14 protein-coding genes are annotated in these 14,771 nt (G+C 62.9%); 3 read left to right on the forward strand and 11 right to left on the reverse strand.

All coding sequences use genetic code 11. The annotated features are described in order from the left end of the window. Positions 1 to 3: 3 nt before the first annotated feature. The 11 genes from purF to rpsF form a co-directional block, all read right to left on the reverse strand. Entirely contained in the window at positions 4 to 1,491 is a 1,488-nt protein-coding gene (purF, locus tag VB618_RS09315) for an amidophosphoribosyltransferase (protein ID WP_329796344.1), read from the reverse strand. A gap of 107 nt (positions 1,492 to 1,598) precedes the next feature. After that, entirely contained in the window at positions 1,599 to 2,207 is a 609-nt protein-coding gene (locus tag VB618_RS09320; protein ID WP_329796345.1) for a CvpA family protein, read from the reverse strand. Between the two features lie 149 nt (positions 2,208 to 2,356). Next, positions 2,357 to 3,373 carry an NADP-dependent oxidoreductase gene (locus tag VB618_RS09325; protein WP_329796346.1) on the reverse strand — a complete coding sequence of 339 codons (1,017 nt, stop codon included), beginning with the start codon at positions 3,371 to 3,373 and terminating at the stop codon, positions 2,357 to 2,359. A 157-nt stretch (positions 3,374 to 3,530) separates the two neighbouring features. Next, positions 3,531 to 5,069: a cadherin domain-containing protein gene (locus VB618_RS09330; protein ID WP_329796347.1), complete on the reverse strand. Its 1,539-nt coding sequence runs from the start codon at positions 5,067 to 5,069 to the stop codon at positions 3,531 to 3,533. A 137-nt stretch (positions 5,070 to 5,206) separates the two neighbouring features. Next, on the reverse strand, positions 5,207 to 6,619 hold the full coding sequence (gene radA, locus VB618_RS09335; protein ID WP_329796348.1) for a DNA repair protein RadA: 1,413 nt from the start codon (positions 6,617 to 6,619) through the stop codon (positions 5,207 to 5,209). Further along, positions 6,619 to 7,785 (reverse strand): alanine racemase, encoded by a 1,167-nt coding sequence (gene alr / locus VB618_RS09340; protein ID WP_329796349.1) that lies wholly within the window; start codon positions 7,783 to 7,785, stop codon positions 6,619 to 6,621. The genes radA and alr overlap by 1 nt, the downstream gene beginning before the upstream one ends. Beyond that, a complete protein-coding gene (locus tag VB618_RS09345; protein ID WP_329796350.1) occupies positions 7,782 to 9,275 on the reverse strand; it encodes a replicative DNA helicase in 1,494 nt (497 codons plus the stop codon). The genes alr and VB618_RS09345 overlap by 4 nt, the downstream gene beginning before the upstream one ends. 257 nt (positions 9,276 to 9,532) lie before the next feature. Beyond that, positions 9,533 to 10,099, reverse strand: coding sequence for a 50S ribosomal protein L9 (rplI, locus tag VB618_RS09350; protein WP_329796351.1), 567 nt, complete (start codon positions 10,097 to 10,099; stop codon positions 9,533 to 9,535). A 23-nt stretch (positions 10,100 to 10,122) separates the two neighbouring features. After that, positions 10,123 to 11,085: a DUF2232 domain-containing protein gene (locus tag VB618_RS09355; protein ID WP_329796352.1), complete on the reverse strand. Its 963-nt coding sequence runs from the start codon at positions 11,083 to 11,085 to the stop codon at positions 10,123 to 10,125. A 129-nt stretch (positions 11,086 to 11,214) separates the two neighbouring features. Beyond that, complete coding sequence (gene rpsR, locus VB618_RS09360) at positions 11,215 to 11,475, reverse strand: 30S ribosomal protein S18 (RefSeq protein WP_329796353.1); 261 nt, start codon at positions 11,473 to 11,475, stop codon at positions 11,215 to 11,217. Between the two features lie 2 nt (positions 11,476 to 11,477). After that, positions 11,478 to 11,882, reverse strand: a complete 405-nt coding sequence (rpsF, locus tag VB618_RS09365) for a 30S ribosomal protein S6 (protein WP_036353515.1) — start codon at positions 11,880 to 11,882, stop codon at positions 11,478 to 11,480. 757 nt (positions 11,883 to 12,639) lie between these two features. On the opposite strand from rpsF, the gene VB618_RS09370 reads away from it, so the two are divergent. From VB618_RS09370 to lepB, 3 genes are all read left to right on the forward strand, one after another. Next, entirely contained in the window at positions 12,640 to 13,398 is a 759-nt protein-coding gene (locus VB618_RS09370; RefSeq protein ID WP_329796354.1) for a pyridoxine 5'-phosphate synthase, read from the forward strand. Beyond that, positions 13,395 to 13,793 carry a holo-ACP synthase gene (acpS, locus tag VB618_RS09375; protein ID WP_329796355.1) on the forward strand — a complete coding sequence of 133 codons (399 nt, stop codon included), beginning with the start codon at positions 13,395 to 13,397 and terminating at the stop codon, positions 13,791 to 13,793. Before VB618_RS09370 ends, acpS begins: the two co-directional genes overlap by 4 nt. A 198-nt stretch (positions 13,794 to 13,991) precedes the next feature. Further along, on the forward strand, positions 13,992 to 14,768 hold the full coding sequence (lepB, locus tag VB618_RS09380) for a signal peptidase I (RefSeq protein WP_442931726.1): 777 nt from the start codon (positions 13,992 to 13,994) through the stop codon (positions 14,766 to 14,768). The last annotated feature ends 3 nt before the right edge of the window (positions 14,769 to 14,771 follow it).

The following is a 14,771-nucleotide window of genomic DNA, read 5'->3' on the forward strand; positions in this document are numbered from 1 at the left end:
TCCTCAGTCAGCTTCGGCGAGAACCGCAAGACGGCGCGGGGTGGCGACGGTGAGGTCCGTCAGCGGCGTCGGGTAATCGCCCGTGAAGCAATGGTCGGTGAATTGCGGCTGCGCTGCGTTGCGGCCGGTCTCGCCCATGGCCCGGTAGACGCCTTCGATGGACAGGAAGGCAAGTGTATCCGCCCCGATATACTGGCGCATCTGCTCCAGGTCATGGGTGGCGGCGAGCAGCTTCTCCTTCTCCGGCGTGTCGATGCCGTAGAAATCCGGGTGCGTGATCGGCGGGCTGGAAATGCGGAAGTGAACCTCCTTGGCGCCGGCCTCGCGCATCATCCTGACGATCTTCACCGAGGTCGTGCCGCGCACCAGGCTGTCGTCTACGAGCACGATGCGCTTGCCCGCGATGGCCGCGCGGTTGGCCGAGTGCTTCATGCGCACGCCGAGCTCGCGCACCGACTGGGTCGGCTGGATGAAGGTGCGGCCGACATAATGGTTGCGGATGATGCCGAGCTCGTAAGGCAGCCCGCAGGTCTGGGCATAGCCGAGCGCTGCCGGCACGCCGGAATCCGGCACCGGAATCACCACGTCAGCATCGGCCGGGGATTCAAGGGCCAGTTCCCGGCCCATCCCCTTGCGGATTTCATAAACGCTATGGCCGTTCACGATGGAATCCGGCCGGGCGAAGTAGATGTACTCGAAGATGTCGGGGCGAGGGGCCACTTGCGGCGCGTAGCGGAAGGACTCAAGCCCATCGTCCGAGATCACCACGCATTCGCCGTTCTCGATGTCGCGGACGAAGCGGGCGCCGATGATGTCGAGCGCACAGGTCTCGGAGGCGAGAATATAGCGGCCGTCGAGCTCGCCCAGCACCAGCGGGCGAATCCCTAACGGGTCGCGGGCGCCGATCAGCTTCTTGTTGGTGAGCGCCACCAGGGCAAAGGCGCCCTCGATCTTCTGGATCGCCTCGACGAAGCGGTCGATGACGCGGTCCTTGCGGCTGCGGGCGACGAGGTGGACGATCACCTCCGTGTCGGTGGTGGATTGGCAGATCGCGCCGTCCCGGATCAGGTTTCGGCGAAGCGTCAGGCCGTTGGTCAGGTTGCCGTTATGGGCCACCGCGAAGCCGCCGCCGTCCAGCTCGGCAAAGAGAGGCTGCACGTTGCGCAGCACTGTCTCTCCCGTAGTCGAATAGCGGGTATGGCCAATGGCCGAGAGGCCTTCCAGGCGCTCGATGGTCGCCCGGTCGGAGAAGTTGTCTCCCACAAGGCCGAGCCTGCGCTCGGAGTTGAAGACCGACCCGTTGAAGGTGACGATGCCGGCGGCCTCCTGGCCGCGGTGCTGCAGGGCATGGAGGCCTAGCGCCGCGATGGCTGCCGCGTCCGGGTGCCCGTAGATGCCGAAGACGCCGCATTCTTCGCGCAGGGTATCGCCTTCGAGGTCGAGGTCCACCTGTTTAGGCGTGACCTGCCACGTCTCGGACAAAGCAGACATCGATCATACCTTTGGGATTCGCGCCTCCACCGGCGCCGCCCTTATGTAGTCGTCCTTAGCCCAAACGCCAACGTCTATTCTGACGCTGCCGGCTCCTGAGCCGCTGTTTAGCTGCGCCGCGGGGGGGCAGCTGGCGCGGCCGGGGCGGCCGGCGTAGCCGGGCGCTGCGGATCGGGCTCGGCCGGCTCGGCTTCCGTCGGCGCGGCGTCCTTGTTGCGCAGGCGCTGGATCAGGGCCTCGGCGTTCTCCGGCAGCATGGCGATGATGTTGTCGCGGGTGTTCTCCATGGCCGGGCGGGTCTTGGAGGCGGTCGCCCATTCGGGCTCCTTGCCCTGGAGCAGCCAGCCGAGGAAAGCCCAGCCGATCACGCAGATCAGGAAGCCGCGGGCCGCCCCAAAGAACAACCCCAGGGTCCGGTCGAGGGCGCCGATGCGGGAATCGAGGATCAGGTCGGAAATCTGCACCGTGATGATCGACACGATGATCAGGGTGATGACGAAGATGGCCCCAATGGTCGCCACGAGCGCCACCGTGCCGCTGCTGATGTATTGCTGGGCGATCGGCAGGGCGGTCGGGTGCAGGTACCAGGCGGCAGCGGCCGCAACCACCCACGCCACGATGGCGAGCACCTCGCGGGTGAAGCCGCGCACGGCAGCAAGAAGAGCCGAGATCAGGACGATACCGATAACGACGAGGTCCAGAACGGAAAAGGGCATGGGCCGGGCCTACGCAGATGGAACAGGAGTGGAGCCGCCTTTGCGGCCTCGAAGCCTGGCTCTATAGCGTTAAGAAAGGCTTTCGTCACCCCAGGGAAGTTGATCTGGCCCTGGGAGGCGGGGTGCGCCGCCTCACGCAGGGTGCAGGCTCAGGCGACCTCGATGATCAGCTTGCCGAAGTTCCGGCCCTCCAGCAGGCCGATGAAGGCTTCCGGCGCGTTCTCGAGCCCCTGGACGATGTCTTCCTTGTACTTCACGCTCCCTTCCGCGATCCACCCGCCCATGTCCCGGAAGAAGGCGGGGTACTGGGCGCTGAACTCGCGTTGGATGAAGCCGCGGATGGTCAGGCTCTTGGTGAGAATGTCCCGCATGAGGATCGGCAGGCGGTCCGGCCCCTCAAAAGGCCCTGTGGCGTTGTATTGCGCGACGAGGCCGCAGACTGGGATCCGGGCGAAGGTGTTGAGTAGGGGAAAGACCGCCTCCCAGACCTTGCCGCCGACGTTCTCGAAATAGACGTCGATCCCGTCCGGGCAGGCGGCCCGAAGATCCTCCGCGAAGGTGGGCGAGCGATGGTCCAGCGCGGCATCGAAGCCGAACTCGTCCCTAACCAGCGCGCATTTGTCAGCCCCGCCGGCAATGCCGATGGCCCGGGCGCCCTTGATCTTGGCGATCTGTCCGACCGCCGAGCCGACGGGGCCGCTCGCGGCCGCCACGACCACGGTCTCGCCGGCCTTGGGCTGGCCGAGGGTGAGCAGCCCCGCATAGGCGGTGAACCCCGGCATGCCGAGAACGCCGAGCGCCGTCGTGACAGGCGCCAGGTTCGGATCGAGCTTGCGCAGCGCCTTGGCATCCGCAGCCGCATGGGACTGCCAGCCGGAATAGGAGAGAACGAGGTCGCCGGGCTTGTAGTCGGGATGGCGGCTTTCCAGCACCTCGGCCACTGTGCCGCCCTCCATCACATCGCCGATCTCCACCGCGGCCGCGTAGGATTTCACGGCGCTCATGCGTCCCCGCATGTAGGGATCGAGCGAGAGATAGCGGATTTTCAGCAGCACCTGACCGTCGCCGGGAGTGGGAACGGGCGTGCGCACGAACTCGAAGTTCTCCGGCGAGGGGCGCCCGGTTGGACGTGAGGCGAGGACGATCTGGAGGTTCTGCTCTGACACCGTTGGGGCTCCTGAGGTTTGGGCGCGCTCGCCTCGTTACGGTCGGCGCGTCGCCTTGCTCCGTCAAGTCTCAGCTCTTCGCCTCCAATGGATCGTACAGAAATAGAAAGGCTCCGGCGCTGCCGCCGGAGCCTCTCAGATTTTCAGATTGGTGGTCTTAGATGAACAGGAAGTCGTCGGCAGTGAGCGTGGTGCCGGGCTTCACCTTGAAGATCTCGATGCCTTTGCCTTTGCCCGAGCCGTCCACGTCCAGGTAAACGAAGCCGTTCTTCTTGTTGTAGAAGACGTAGTCGTTCGACCCATCCGGGGTGTCGTTGAGCTTGGTGCCGACGTTGAAAAATTTCTTCTCGAGCTTCTGCCCCTTCACGAAGAGCTTGTCGAAGCCCACCGACTTGCTGCCACCTTTGTCATCAGGTTTGCCGCCCTTGTCGTCGTCTGCGCCCTTCTTGGACAGCACATCGCTCTTCTTCGGTCCCTTGACCTTGAACGCCTTCAGGGCCGCAAGGCTGATCTGGATCGTATCGTCCGAGGCCTTGAAGTCCTCTATCTGATCGAAGTGCCCCTTCTTGACGGCCGTGTCGAACACGAAGGTGTCCTGACCCTCGCCACCATAGAGCTTGTCCTTGCCAAGACCGCCGTTGATGGTGTCGTTGCCGGCGAGGCCGTAAATCTTGTCGTTGCCGCCGAGACCGTTGAGGATGTCATTGTCGGTGGTGCCGTTGAGCTTATTGTCGTTCCTGTTGGTGCCGCTGACCACTTCCGGGGAATTGGTCACAGTGACCGTAACCTGCTCCAGATAGGACAGTTGACCTGAATCCGTGACTTTGATCCAGAAGGTATGAACACCGAGCTGGGGATTGTCGAGGCCAGCTTTCAACTTGATCGTACTGCCATCGATTGTGAAGTACGGATTGGCGACAACTGCTCCCTTCGAGTCGGTGATTGCGTAGCTGAAGGTATCGTTCTTGTCCGGGTCCTGAGCCGAGAGAGTGCCAACAACCGTACCGATAGGTGCATTCTCAGCAATGATACCGCCGGTGAACGTAATGTCGGTCGGGGGCTCGTTTACGTTCGTCACGTTCAAGGTAATTTTGCTGACGGAATAGCTTTCGTCTTCATCCATGACGCGTAGCCAAAGCTCATGGGGGCCGACCAAAGCATCGTCTAGCTTGGCTTTCAACCGAATGGTTGCGCCATCGATTTCGAACAGGTTGTCGAGTGCGACAGTTTCTCCAGACTCGTCCGTGACGAAATCATATGTAATCGTTGTGTTGCCTTCATCTTCGTCGTAGGCATCCAGCGTAGCAAATCCCGTTCCGATCTCCGCACCCTCGGCAATTTCGCCTCCGGTCATAGTCAGCCCCATTGGAGCTTCCTGGGAGTCAGACACATTGATTGTGAACGTAGCCTCTTCAGCAGGGTATCCGTCTTTGATCGCTCGAACCGAAAGTTTGAACGAATTCAAGGTGTCATCCTCGAAGTTAAACAGACTGCTCCCAGCGGCCTTTAGATACAAATACTGATCATACCCATCCCAAATCCCAAATCGCCCACCTACATCATCACCATCAACAAATTCGAATTTATATCCTGGAATTTGTTGTCCATTTTCATCTACTACCCTAAAGGTCCCGATCCCGTCTTGGGCAATTGAATTTTCAGGCAAATTATATGAAAGCGTAATTGTTGCAGGCATATTTGTTCCCCGGAAAGGTACGACGTGCATTATTCTGAATCCACATCACGAGGAGCGGACTCCTAAGTTTAATATATGCTATAATATAGCAAAGAATTGTCAATTTAGCTGTTCGGCTTAGTCTTTCGGAAGAGTACCTACGAGGCTTTGCGGCGTCTGGCAGCAATCCCGGCCACGAGATCCGTGATGTGACCGATGGATGAGGTTGCCAGCGGAAGGCGCTCGTTCTTGGTGCTCTTGGACTTGTCTACCCGGACAGCTGGCGCGACAGCGCTCGAGAAGCCGAGTTTGGCCGCTTCCTTGAGCCGCGCCTGCTCCTGGGCTACGGGGCGGATGGCGCCGGAGAGGCCCATTTCGCCGAAATAGACCGTATCGGGCGGCAGGGGATTGCCCGATAGGGATGAGACCAGGGCGGCGGCTGCCGCAAGATCCGCCGCAGGTTCGGTGATGCGCAGCCCACCGGCGACGTTGAGATAGACGTCATGCATGCCGAGCTTCAGGCCGCCATGGGCCTCCAGCACCGCCAGAACCATCGACAACCGGCTCTGATCCCAGCCGACCACCGCGCGGCGGGGCGTGCCAAGAGATGAGGGTGCGACGAGGGCCTGGATCTCGACGAGCAGCGGGCGCGTGCCCTCCATGCCGGCGAACACGGCCGTGCCGGCGGTCGCCATGTCACGGCCGGCCAGGAACAGCTCGGAGGGGTTCGGCACTTCGCGCAGGCCCTGGTCGGACATCTCGAACACGCCGATCTCGTCGGTCGGCCCGAAGCGGTTCTTCACAGCGCGCAGGATGCGGAAATGATGGCCGGTATCGCCCTCGAAGGAGACGACCGCATCGACCATGTGCTCGACCACGCGGGGGCCGGCGATCTGGCCGTCCTTGGTGACGTGGCCCACGAGGATCACGGTGGTGCCTGTGGTCTTGGCGAAGCGGATCAGCGCCTGGGCCGAGCCGCGCACCTGGGTGACGGTGCCGGGGGCGGATTCCACCGTTTCGGTCCACATGGTCTGGATCGAGTCGATGATGGCGAGTGCCGGCGGACGGCCCTGGCTTAAGGTCGCGATGATGTCCTCGACATTGGTCTCGGAGGCGAGCTCGACGGGCGCCTGACCGAGGCCGAGGCGCTCGGCTCGCAGACGCACCTGGGCCACCGCCTCCTCGCCCGAGATGTAGGCCACGCGCTCACCGCGCATGGCCAGCGCTGCCGTGGCCTGCATGAGGAGCGTGGACTTGCCGATGCCGGGATCGCCGCCTAGCAGGATGATCGAGCCGTGCACGAAGCCGCCGCCGGTGACGCGGTCGAGTTCCGCAATACCAGAGGGCGTGCGCGGGGCTTCCTTGGTCTCGCCTTGGAGACCTTCGAGGGGGAAGATCCGGCCCTTGGCGCGGGAAGGGCGGGTGGCGACAGGGCCAGCCATGGTGCTTGCGGAGCCTGTCTCCTCGACGATGGTGTTCCAGCCGCCGCAGGCCTCACACTTGCCTTTCCAGCGATTGTGAACCGCGCCGCATTCCTGGCACACGAAGGAGGGGTGACGCTGCTTGGCCATCAGCCTTCTCCCCCGCGATATGTGCGGGCGTAGCGCGCCCCAAGATTGGTGAGGATCTCGTACCCGATGGTGCCGGCGCGGCGGCCGACCTCGTCGATGGTCAGCTCACCGCCGATCAGCGTGACGGTGTCGCCGCGTTTCACGTCGGTTTCAGGCACATCCGTCACGTCAACGGTAATCAGGTCCATGGAGACGTTGCCAGCAAAGGGGCAGGTATGTCCGCCTACTAGCGCCGTGCCAGCGAGCAGTTCGTCGCCGCTTTTGCCGCGGGCACTCGATGAGCGCGGGTAGCCGTCGGCGTATCCGATAGAGAGTGTGGCGATGCGGCGCCTCGTTAGCGCGAGCCAGCGACCGTTATAGCCCACGGTGTCGTCCGCCTCGACCCAGCGCAACTGCACGATGCGGCCTTCAAGGCCAACAACCGGGCGCATCGGGTTGTCGCGGCTCGGCGTCGGGTTGCCGCCATAGAGGGCATAGCCGGGACGCACCAGATCGTAGCTGGGCTTGTCGCGCAGGAAGATGCCCGAGGAGTTGGGCAGCGACGCCGGAACACCGGGCAGCGACGAACGGACGGCCTCGAAGGCTTCGATCTGCTGAGCGTTCAGCGGGTTGTCGCTCTCCTCGGCGCTCACGAAATGGCTCATGAGAAGGGTCGTCTCGAAGTCGTTCAGCTCCTTGCGATCCTTCAGTGTCAGTCCCTGCGGCATGGTGAGGCCGAGCCGGTTCATGCCGGTATCCACATGGATCGCGGCCTTCAGCTTCCGGCTTTCAGCGCGGCAGAACCCGGCCCATTCCTCGATCTCCTCGAAGGAGCCGAGAACGGGGCGCAGGTCGAACTCCGCGTAAGTGGATCCGGTGCCCGAAAAGAGCCCGTTCAGCACGTAGATCGCGGCATCGGGCGCAGCAGCCCGTGCACGGATCGCCTCGCTTAAGTGAGCCACGAAGAAGGTGCGGCAGCCGGCTTTGCTGAGGGCAGGCACGGCCTTCTCGATACCTGTGCCGTAGGCATTCGCCTTGACCACGGCCGCCGTCTCAGCACCGCCTGCATGGTCGCGCAGAATGCGCCAATTGGCGGCCAGGGCGTCGAGATCGATGTGGAGGACACCGCCGGCGGCATTTTCAGGGATGCTGCCGGCGGTGTTGCCGTGAGAGGTAAGCTTGGTCAATCGCCCATCCGTTCGGGAAGTTTGTCTTCATCCGCAAGGTCGGTGAAGCGGGTGATATCGGCCTGGAAGGCCAGCTGCACGGTGCCGGTCGGTCCGTGACGCTGCTTGCCGATGATGACCTCGGCCTTGCCGTGGACCTGATCCATTTCCGACTGCCACTTGAAGTATTCTTCGGTGCCGGGTTTCGGCTCCTTGTTCTTCAGATAGTACTCGTCGCGGTAAACGAACATGACCACGTCGGCGTCCTGCTCGATCGAGCCCGATTCACGAAGGTCCGAGAGCTGGGGGCGTTTATCGTCGCGCGATTCCACCTGACGGGAGAGCTGGGACAGGGCGACCAGCGGAACCGACAGTTCCTTGGCGAGCGCCTTGAGGCCGGTGGTGATCTCGGTGAGTTCCTGCACGCGGTTCTCGCCCTTCTTGGCCGAGCCTGAGAGAAGCTGGAGATAGTCGACGATGAGGATGTCGAGACCGCGCTGGCGCTTGAGGCGCCGCGCGCGGGCGGCGAGCTGGGCGATGGAGATGCCGCCGGTCTGGTCGATGTAGAACGGGATAGACTGCATCTCGCGGGCGGCTTCGGTGATCTTGTAAAAATCATCCTCGCGCATGTCGCCGCGACGGATCTTGTAGGACGGCACGCCCGATTGCTCGGCGATGATACGGGTGGCGAGCTGCTCCGCCGACATTTCGAGGGAGAAGAAGCCCACGATGCCGCCGTTGACGGTCTTTAAGGAGCCATCCTGCTGCTTCTCGGCCCTGTAAGCCTTGGCGATGTTGAACGCGATGTTCGTCACCAGCGAGGTCTTACCCATCGCAGGACGTCCGGCGAGAATAACAAGGTCGGAGGGCTGCAGACCACCGAGAGCCTTGTCGAGATCTTTCAGGCCTGACGAGATGCCCGACAGGGAGCCTTCGCGCTTGTAGGCTGCGGCGGCCATGTCGATGGCGGCGGTGAGCGCATCGGAGAAGCGCTGGAAGCCACCATCGTAACGGCCGGTCTCGGCGATCGCATAAAGGCGGCGCTCCGCCTCCTCGATCTGTTCGCGAGGTGAGGAATCCACAGGCGCGTCGAACGCGACGTTGACCATCTCCTCGCCGATATTGATCAGGTTGCGGCGAATCGCGAGGTCGTAGATGGCGCGGCCGTAATCCTCCGCGTTGATGACGGTCGTCGCCTCGGCCGCGAGACGAGCGAGATACTGCGAGACCGTGATGCCGCCGAGATCCTGATCCCCTAAGAAGGTTTTCATGGTGATCGGGGTCGCGACCTTGCCGGCCTTGATCAGGCTCGTGGCGACCTCATAGATGCGCCGGTGCAGGTCCTCGATGAAGTGAACGGCTTCAAGGAAGTCGGAGACGCGGTAATAGGCATCGTTGTTGACCAGGATCGCACCCAGCAGGGCCTGCTCGGCCTCGATGTTGCTGGGCGGCGTCCGAAACTGCGGTTCAGCGGTCTCGAGACGGGCGATCAGGGCGTTGGCGGTGGCCATCTGGCGCTCCGGAAACAGGAAGAAGGTTTAGAGTCTCTTAGACCGCAATTGGTGTCCTAAAGGTTGCCGGATCGACACGACGTCCGACTCCGTTCGAACTGTCCTCGCTGTCCTCGATTCTCACACCGTCCATCTTTTCGCGGGCGTCCCGGCTTGACTCTCCCACAAGCCCGAATCCCAAAGAAAAAACGCTCCCCGTCGAATCGACGGAGAGCGCCATTTTAGAACAAAGCAAGAACTAGAGCAACCGCTCGAGCTTAGAGCTCGTCGTCGCCGCCAGCTTCGGCCAGAGCCGCGCCGACCTCGAGGCCGAGGTCGTCGAGGTTGGTCTCCTCGCGGGTCGTGACCGCCTCGCCGCGCGCCTGACGCTCGGCTTCCTCGGGGCTGCGGGCGACGTTGATGGTCACCTTAACCTCGACCTCCGGATGGAGGGCGACCGGCACGTTGTGCAGGCCGATGGTCTTGATCGGCTGGTGAATGGCGATCTGGTTGCGGTCAACCGTGAAGCCGTTCTCGGTCATGATCTCGGCGAGGTCGCGGGTGGAGACCGAGCCGTAGAGCACGCCGGTCTCGCCGGACTGGCGCAGGATGATGAAGCTCTGGCCGTTCAGCTTCTCGCCGACGGTCTCGGCTTCCTTGCGGCGCTCGAGGTTGCGGGCCTCGAGCTGGGCGCGCTGAGCGTCGAAGTGCTTCTTATTGGTCTCGGTGGCGCGCAGAGCCTTGCCGCGCGGCAGGAGGAAGTTGCGGGCGTAGCCGGAACGGACCTTCACGGTCTCGCCCATCTGGCCGAGCTTTGCGACACGCTCGAGAAGAATCACATCCATGGTTGTCTCCTTTAGGTTCGTGATCAGGTGGAAAGGGTTGGAGGCGGGTTCGGCCGCGTGCCGAAACGGCGGCGCAGGCCGAAGGTGGAATCGGCGATGCCGAAGAGGGCCAGGGCTAGCAGAAGGATGCCCTGGGTAACGAAGATCAGGACGTACATGGCGCTCAGGAGGAACGAACGCCCTGATTTGCCGCGGGTGCGGTCATGAACGGCAGCCAAGCCCTGCAGGGCGAAGGCCATCAGGAAAGCGCCCGACAGGGCCAGGCCCAGTGCGCCGATGAAGCCGCCGAAATTCGCCAGGATGAGCGCGCCGATCAGGATCAGCCCGGCGGAGCGCGGCATCAACAGCTCCGGCACCGGCGGCCAGGAGCGCGGCAGGCGCTTGGACGCCAGGACGATCCGGCCGGCGGCCCACAGATAGATCACCAGAATGGTCACGAAGCCCTGGGCCGACAGGAACGACGTCAGCCGTGCGAAGATGGCGATCAGCTGCTCGCGGGTCTCAGTATCGATGCCCTCGGGCGCATTGGCAGGGAACTGGGCGTTCACGAAGGCCCCGGCTACCTCGCGGGTATTCTGGTCGAAGGCCGCGTAGTCGCCGCCGGTCGAGATCACCCCTGCGGCAATGATGGTGAGAGCAGCCGTCGCCGCGATCCAGGCCAGCAGGCGCCCGACCGGATACCATTCTATGGTGCCGTCCGATCCGGGGCGCCCGAGCAGCGCGAGGTAGGACAGCCACCAGGCGGGCAGGGCGGTGATGAGTGCAAAGCCGATGCCGCTCAGCGGTGACAGGATCAGCGCGATGGCGAGGCCACCCACGAGGGCAGCCACGAGGCCGGAGCGGTGATCCCAGCCGAGGGACACGATCAGGACGGGAATGGGGGCAAGCAGATACAGCATGGCCGCCAGCGGAGTCGCCTTGACGATCACCGCGGTCAGAAGGGCCGATACGAGGCCCGCGCCTATGCCTGTAGCAATAAAATTCATCGTCTCGCTGTCCCGCTGCTCACCGGCAGGGTTAGAGGCTTCCGCCTCAACTGACCCGGCGGGGTTCCACCGCTGGGCGATCATCATGGAGATGCGGGCCGTTTGAGACGGCCCGCATCGAGGTCTTGATTAGCGGATCACGTAGGGCAGCAGGCCCAGGAAGCGGGCGCGCTTGATCGCCTGAGCGAGCTCACGCTGCTTCTTGGCCGATACGGCCGTGATGCGGGACGGAACGATCTTGCCGCGCTCGGAGATGTAGCGGGACAGGAGCTTCGTGTCCTTGTAGTCGATCTTCGGCGCGTTGGCACCCGAGAACGGGCAGGTCTTGCGACGGCGGAAGAACGGACGACGGCCGCCGCCAGCGGCGCCACCGGTTGCACCAAATGCCATGATTAAGCCTCCTCGCCTTCGCCGGCGCCATCGAAGCCGCCACCGTCGCGCTCACGGCGCTCGCGGTCCTTGCGCTCGTCACGGTCGCGCTTCTGCATCATCACGGACGGCTCGGTCTCGAGCTCTTCGACCTTGATGGTCATGAAGCGAAGGATGTCTTCGTTGATGCGCATCTGACGCTCCATCTCGGCAACGGCCGGAGCCGGAGCGTTGAGGTTGAACATCGTGAAATGCGCCTTGCGGTTCTTCTTGATGCGGTAGGCGAGGGACTTCACGCCCCACATCTCGGTCTTGTCAACGGTGCCGCCATTCTGCTCGATGACGCCCTTGTACTGGTCGACCATGGTCTCGACCTGCTGCGGGGTGACATCCTGGCGAGCCATAAAGATATGCTCATAGAGAGGCATAGTGGGCCTTTCTCAGGTTTGAGGTTCAAGCCTTGCACTGTTTTGAGGAGTGTCTCGGCCGTTTCGCGCATCCGATCGGCGCCAAGCCCTTCGAGCCTGCAAGGCCCGAGCGATTGTCGAAGGCGGAGACACGGGACGACGGGCTCGTAAAAACCCTGCATGGCCAAGCCATACCGTCCGTTCAGCCCCCGGCCGGAGCGAACGCGAAGCGGGGGCTATAGTTGATTTGGGCCTGGAAGGCAAGGGTCGTCACGTTCAATCGCGCCCTTCGTCATCATCGGCCTTGTGCCGGTGATGACGATTGGAGAGGTGCTGCGCTTTTCAGGATCGGGATGGCCGGGACGAGCCCGGCCATGACTGGGAAGACGGCATCCCTATAGCTGTAGCCCGGAAGGCAGGACCAGTAGATGAATTTGCCTATCGCCGACGAGGAGCGCACTTGCCGTTCGCAAGCCTATAACCTGCTCCTCCGCGACAACCGCACCCGCGACAGGCCTCTTGAATAAGCCCTTGCAGCCGAGAGGTCTGTTGCTCTGCAAGTGCTGCTACTGCTTTAGAGTATGGCGGTTGTATCTGCTTGGCCTCAACGGAGCCCGAGCAAAGAAAGGTAAGGCCCGCAACGATTATCATTGAACGCATGATTTCACCGGAATTGACTGTTTTACCTAAACCACAAGTAGCAATATGTTTTGATACAACCTTTAGAGTCAATGCTGAGCGCTTTTGGAATCGATAATTGTTGCGTTAAAACACCTTTATGAACGCTCCCCCCTTACGCCTCGGCGTCAATATCGACCACGTCGCCACCGTCCGGAACGCCCGCGGCGGCATCCATCCTGACCCGATCCGGGCCGCCCACCTAGCGGTTCTCGCCGGTGCCGACGGGATCACGGCTCATCTGCGTGAGGACCGTCGCCATATCCGCGACCAGGACATGGAGCGCCTCAAGCGCCAGCTCTTCGTGCCGCTCAATTTCGAGATGGCGGCCACCTCCGAGATGGTGGGCCTCGCCACGCGGCTTCATCCTCACGCGGCCTGCCTCGTGCCGGAAAAGCGCGAGGAGCGCACCACCGAAGGAGGGCTCGACATCATCGGGGCTCATGCCCATCTGCGTCCGGTGATCAAGGAATTGAAAGGCGAGGGCATCCGCGTGTCCCTGTTCGTCGAGCCGGAGGTGGAGGTCATGAATGCCGCCTGCGACCTGCAGGCTCCCGTGGTCGAACTCCATACCGGCACCTATTGCGAGGCCGTGGCCGAGGGCGACGAAGCCCGGATTGCCCATGAGCTGGAGCGCCTGCGTCGGGCGGCCGAGCATGGGGCGAGGATCGGCCTTGAGATCCATGCCGGCCATGGGCTCGATCTCAATTCGGTCCGATCTGTCGCGGCCATTCCGCAGATCGTGGAGCTCAATATCGGCCATTCCCTCATCGGCGATGCCATCTTCATGGGGCTCGACGAAGCCGTGCGGGCCATGCGGGCCGCCATGGACGAGGGCCGGGCGCAGGTGCCGGCATGATCCTCGGCATCGGATCAGACCTCTGCGACATCCGGCGGATCGAGAAATCCATCGAGCGCTTCGGCGACCGCTTCACCCACCGCATTTATACGGAAGGCGAGCGCGCCAGAAGCGACCGGCGGGCCGCCCGGGCTCCCTCATATGCCCGCCGCTTCGCCGCCAAGGAGGCCTGCGCCAAGGCATTGGGAACGGGCCTGAGCCGCGGCGTCTTCTGGCGCGACATGGAGGTGATCAACCTGCCCGGTGGGCGCCCGACCATGCGCCTCACAGGAGGAGCCCTGCAGCGCCTGCAGGCCATGACGCCTGAGGGTCACAGGGCCGTTGTCCATGTTTCCCTGACGGACGACCCGCCCATGGCCCAGGCCTTCGTGATCATCGAGGCGCTGCCGGTGTGAGGCGGGGCTGCGTTGCGGCAGGACGCGGCTTAGGTTAGAGCATGGCGCGGCAAAGCGGCCTTCCCGGTCGCAACCAGGTGCCGAGACGACGATATCGAGAGAGGCTTGCACCCGGGGCTGAGTGCAAACCTCTCTCGACTGTCACAGCACAGGAAGGCGGCAGAAGCTGCCCTATCTAGAGATCATAGGTCGAGTGACGTGAGCGAAAAAACCGGCAAATACGTAGGTAGCACCGTGAAGAACGAAGAAGGCGGCCTCTGGGAAACGATCAAGGTCATCATCCAGGCCCTTCTGATCGCCGTGGTCGTGCGCACCGTGCTCTTCCAGCCCTTCAACATCCCATCGGGCTCTCTCATCCCGACCCTGCTGATTGGCGACTACCTGTTCGTCTCGAAGTATTCCTACGGCTATTCCAAGCACTCTATTCCCTTCAGCCCGGGCATCTTCTCCGGACGCATCTTCGGCTCCGAGCCCAAGCGCGGCGAGATCGCGGTGTTCAAGCTGCCGAAGGACAATTCGACGGATTACATCAAGCGCGTGATCGGGCTTCCCGGCGACAAGATCCAGGTGACCGGCGGCGTGCTGCACATCAACGGCCAGCCGGTTCAGCGCGAGCGGGTCGAGGATTACAAGACCACTGACCTGTACGGCCGCACCGTCAGCGTTCCCCAGTTCCGGGAGACCCTTCCCGGCGGCGTGACCTACAATGTCATCGAGCGCGACGGCGACCGCGGCTACTGGGACAACACCAACGTGTACACGGTTCAGCCCGGCCACTTTCTCATGATGGGGGACAACCGGGACAACTCCACCGATTCCCGCGACGAGGCGAGCGTCGGGCAGGTGCCGTTCGAGAATCTCGTGGGCCGCGCCGAAATCATCTTCTTCTCGATCGACGAGACCGCGTCCCTGTGGCGTCCGTGGGAATGGCCGCAGAAGATCCGCTGGAACCGTCTCTTCGAGGGGATCCGCTGACCC

Origin of the sequence: Microvirga sp. CF3062 (assembly GCF_036314045.1) — a bacterium.
Lineage (GTDB): Bacteria > Pseudomonadota > Alphaproteobacteria > Rhizobiales > Beijerinckiaceae > Microvirga.

Bases quoted from the DNA above. Each gene is read 5' to 3' on its own strand.
- VB618_RS09345 (WP_329796350.1), bottom strand. From the start codon at position 9,275: ATGGCCACCGCCAACGCCCTGATCGCCCGTCTCGAGACCGCTGAACCG.
- radA (WP_329796348.1), bottom strand. From the start codon at position 6,619: ATGGCCAAGCAGCGTCACCCCTCCTTCGTGTGCCAGGAATGCGGCGCG.
- VB618_RS09355 (WP_329796352.1), bottom strand. From the start codon at position 11,085: ATGAATTTTATTGCTACAGGCATAGGCGCGGGCCTCGTATCGGCCCTT.
- rpsR (WP_329796353.1), bottom strand. From the start codon at position 11,475: ATGGCATTTGGTGCAACCGGTGGCGCCGCTGGCGGCGGCCGTCGTCCG.
- VB618_RS09320 (WP_329796345.1), bottom strand. From the start codon at position 2,207: ATGCCCTTTTCCGTTCTGGACCTCGTCGTTATCGGTATCGTCCTGATC.
- VB618_RS09370 (WP_329796354.1), top strand. From the start codon at position 12,640: ATGAACGCTCCCCCCTTACGCCTCGGCGTCAATATCGACCACGTCGCC.
- acpS (WP_329796355.1), top strand. From the start codon at position 13,395: ATGATCCTCGGCATCGGATCAGACCTCTGCGACATCCGGCGGATCGAG.
- rpsF (WP_036353515.1), bottom strand. From the start codon at position 11,882: ATGCCTCTCTATGAGCATATCTTTATGGCTCGCCAGGATGTCACCCCG.
- purF (WP_329796344.1), bottom strand. From the start codon at position 1,491: ATGTCTGCTTTGTCCGAGACGTGGCAGGTCACGCCTAAACAGGTGGAC.
- rplI (WP_329796351.1), bottom strand. From the start codon at position 10,099: ATGGATGTGATTCTTCTCGAGCGTGTCGCAAAGCTCGGCCAGATGGGC.
- VB618_RS09330 (WP_329796347.1), bottom strand. From the start codon at position 5,069: ATGCCTGCAACAATTACGCTTTCATATAATTTGCCTGAAAATTCAATT.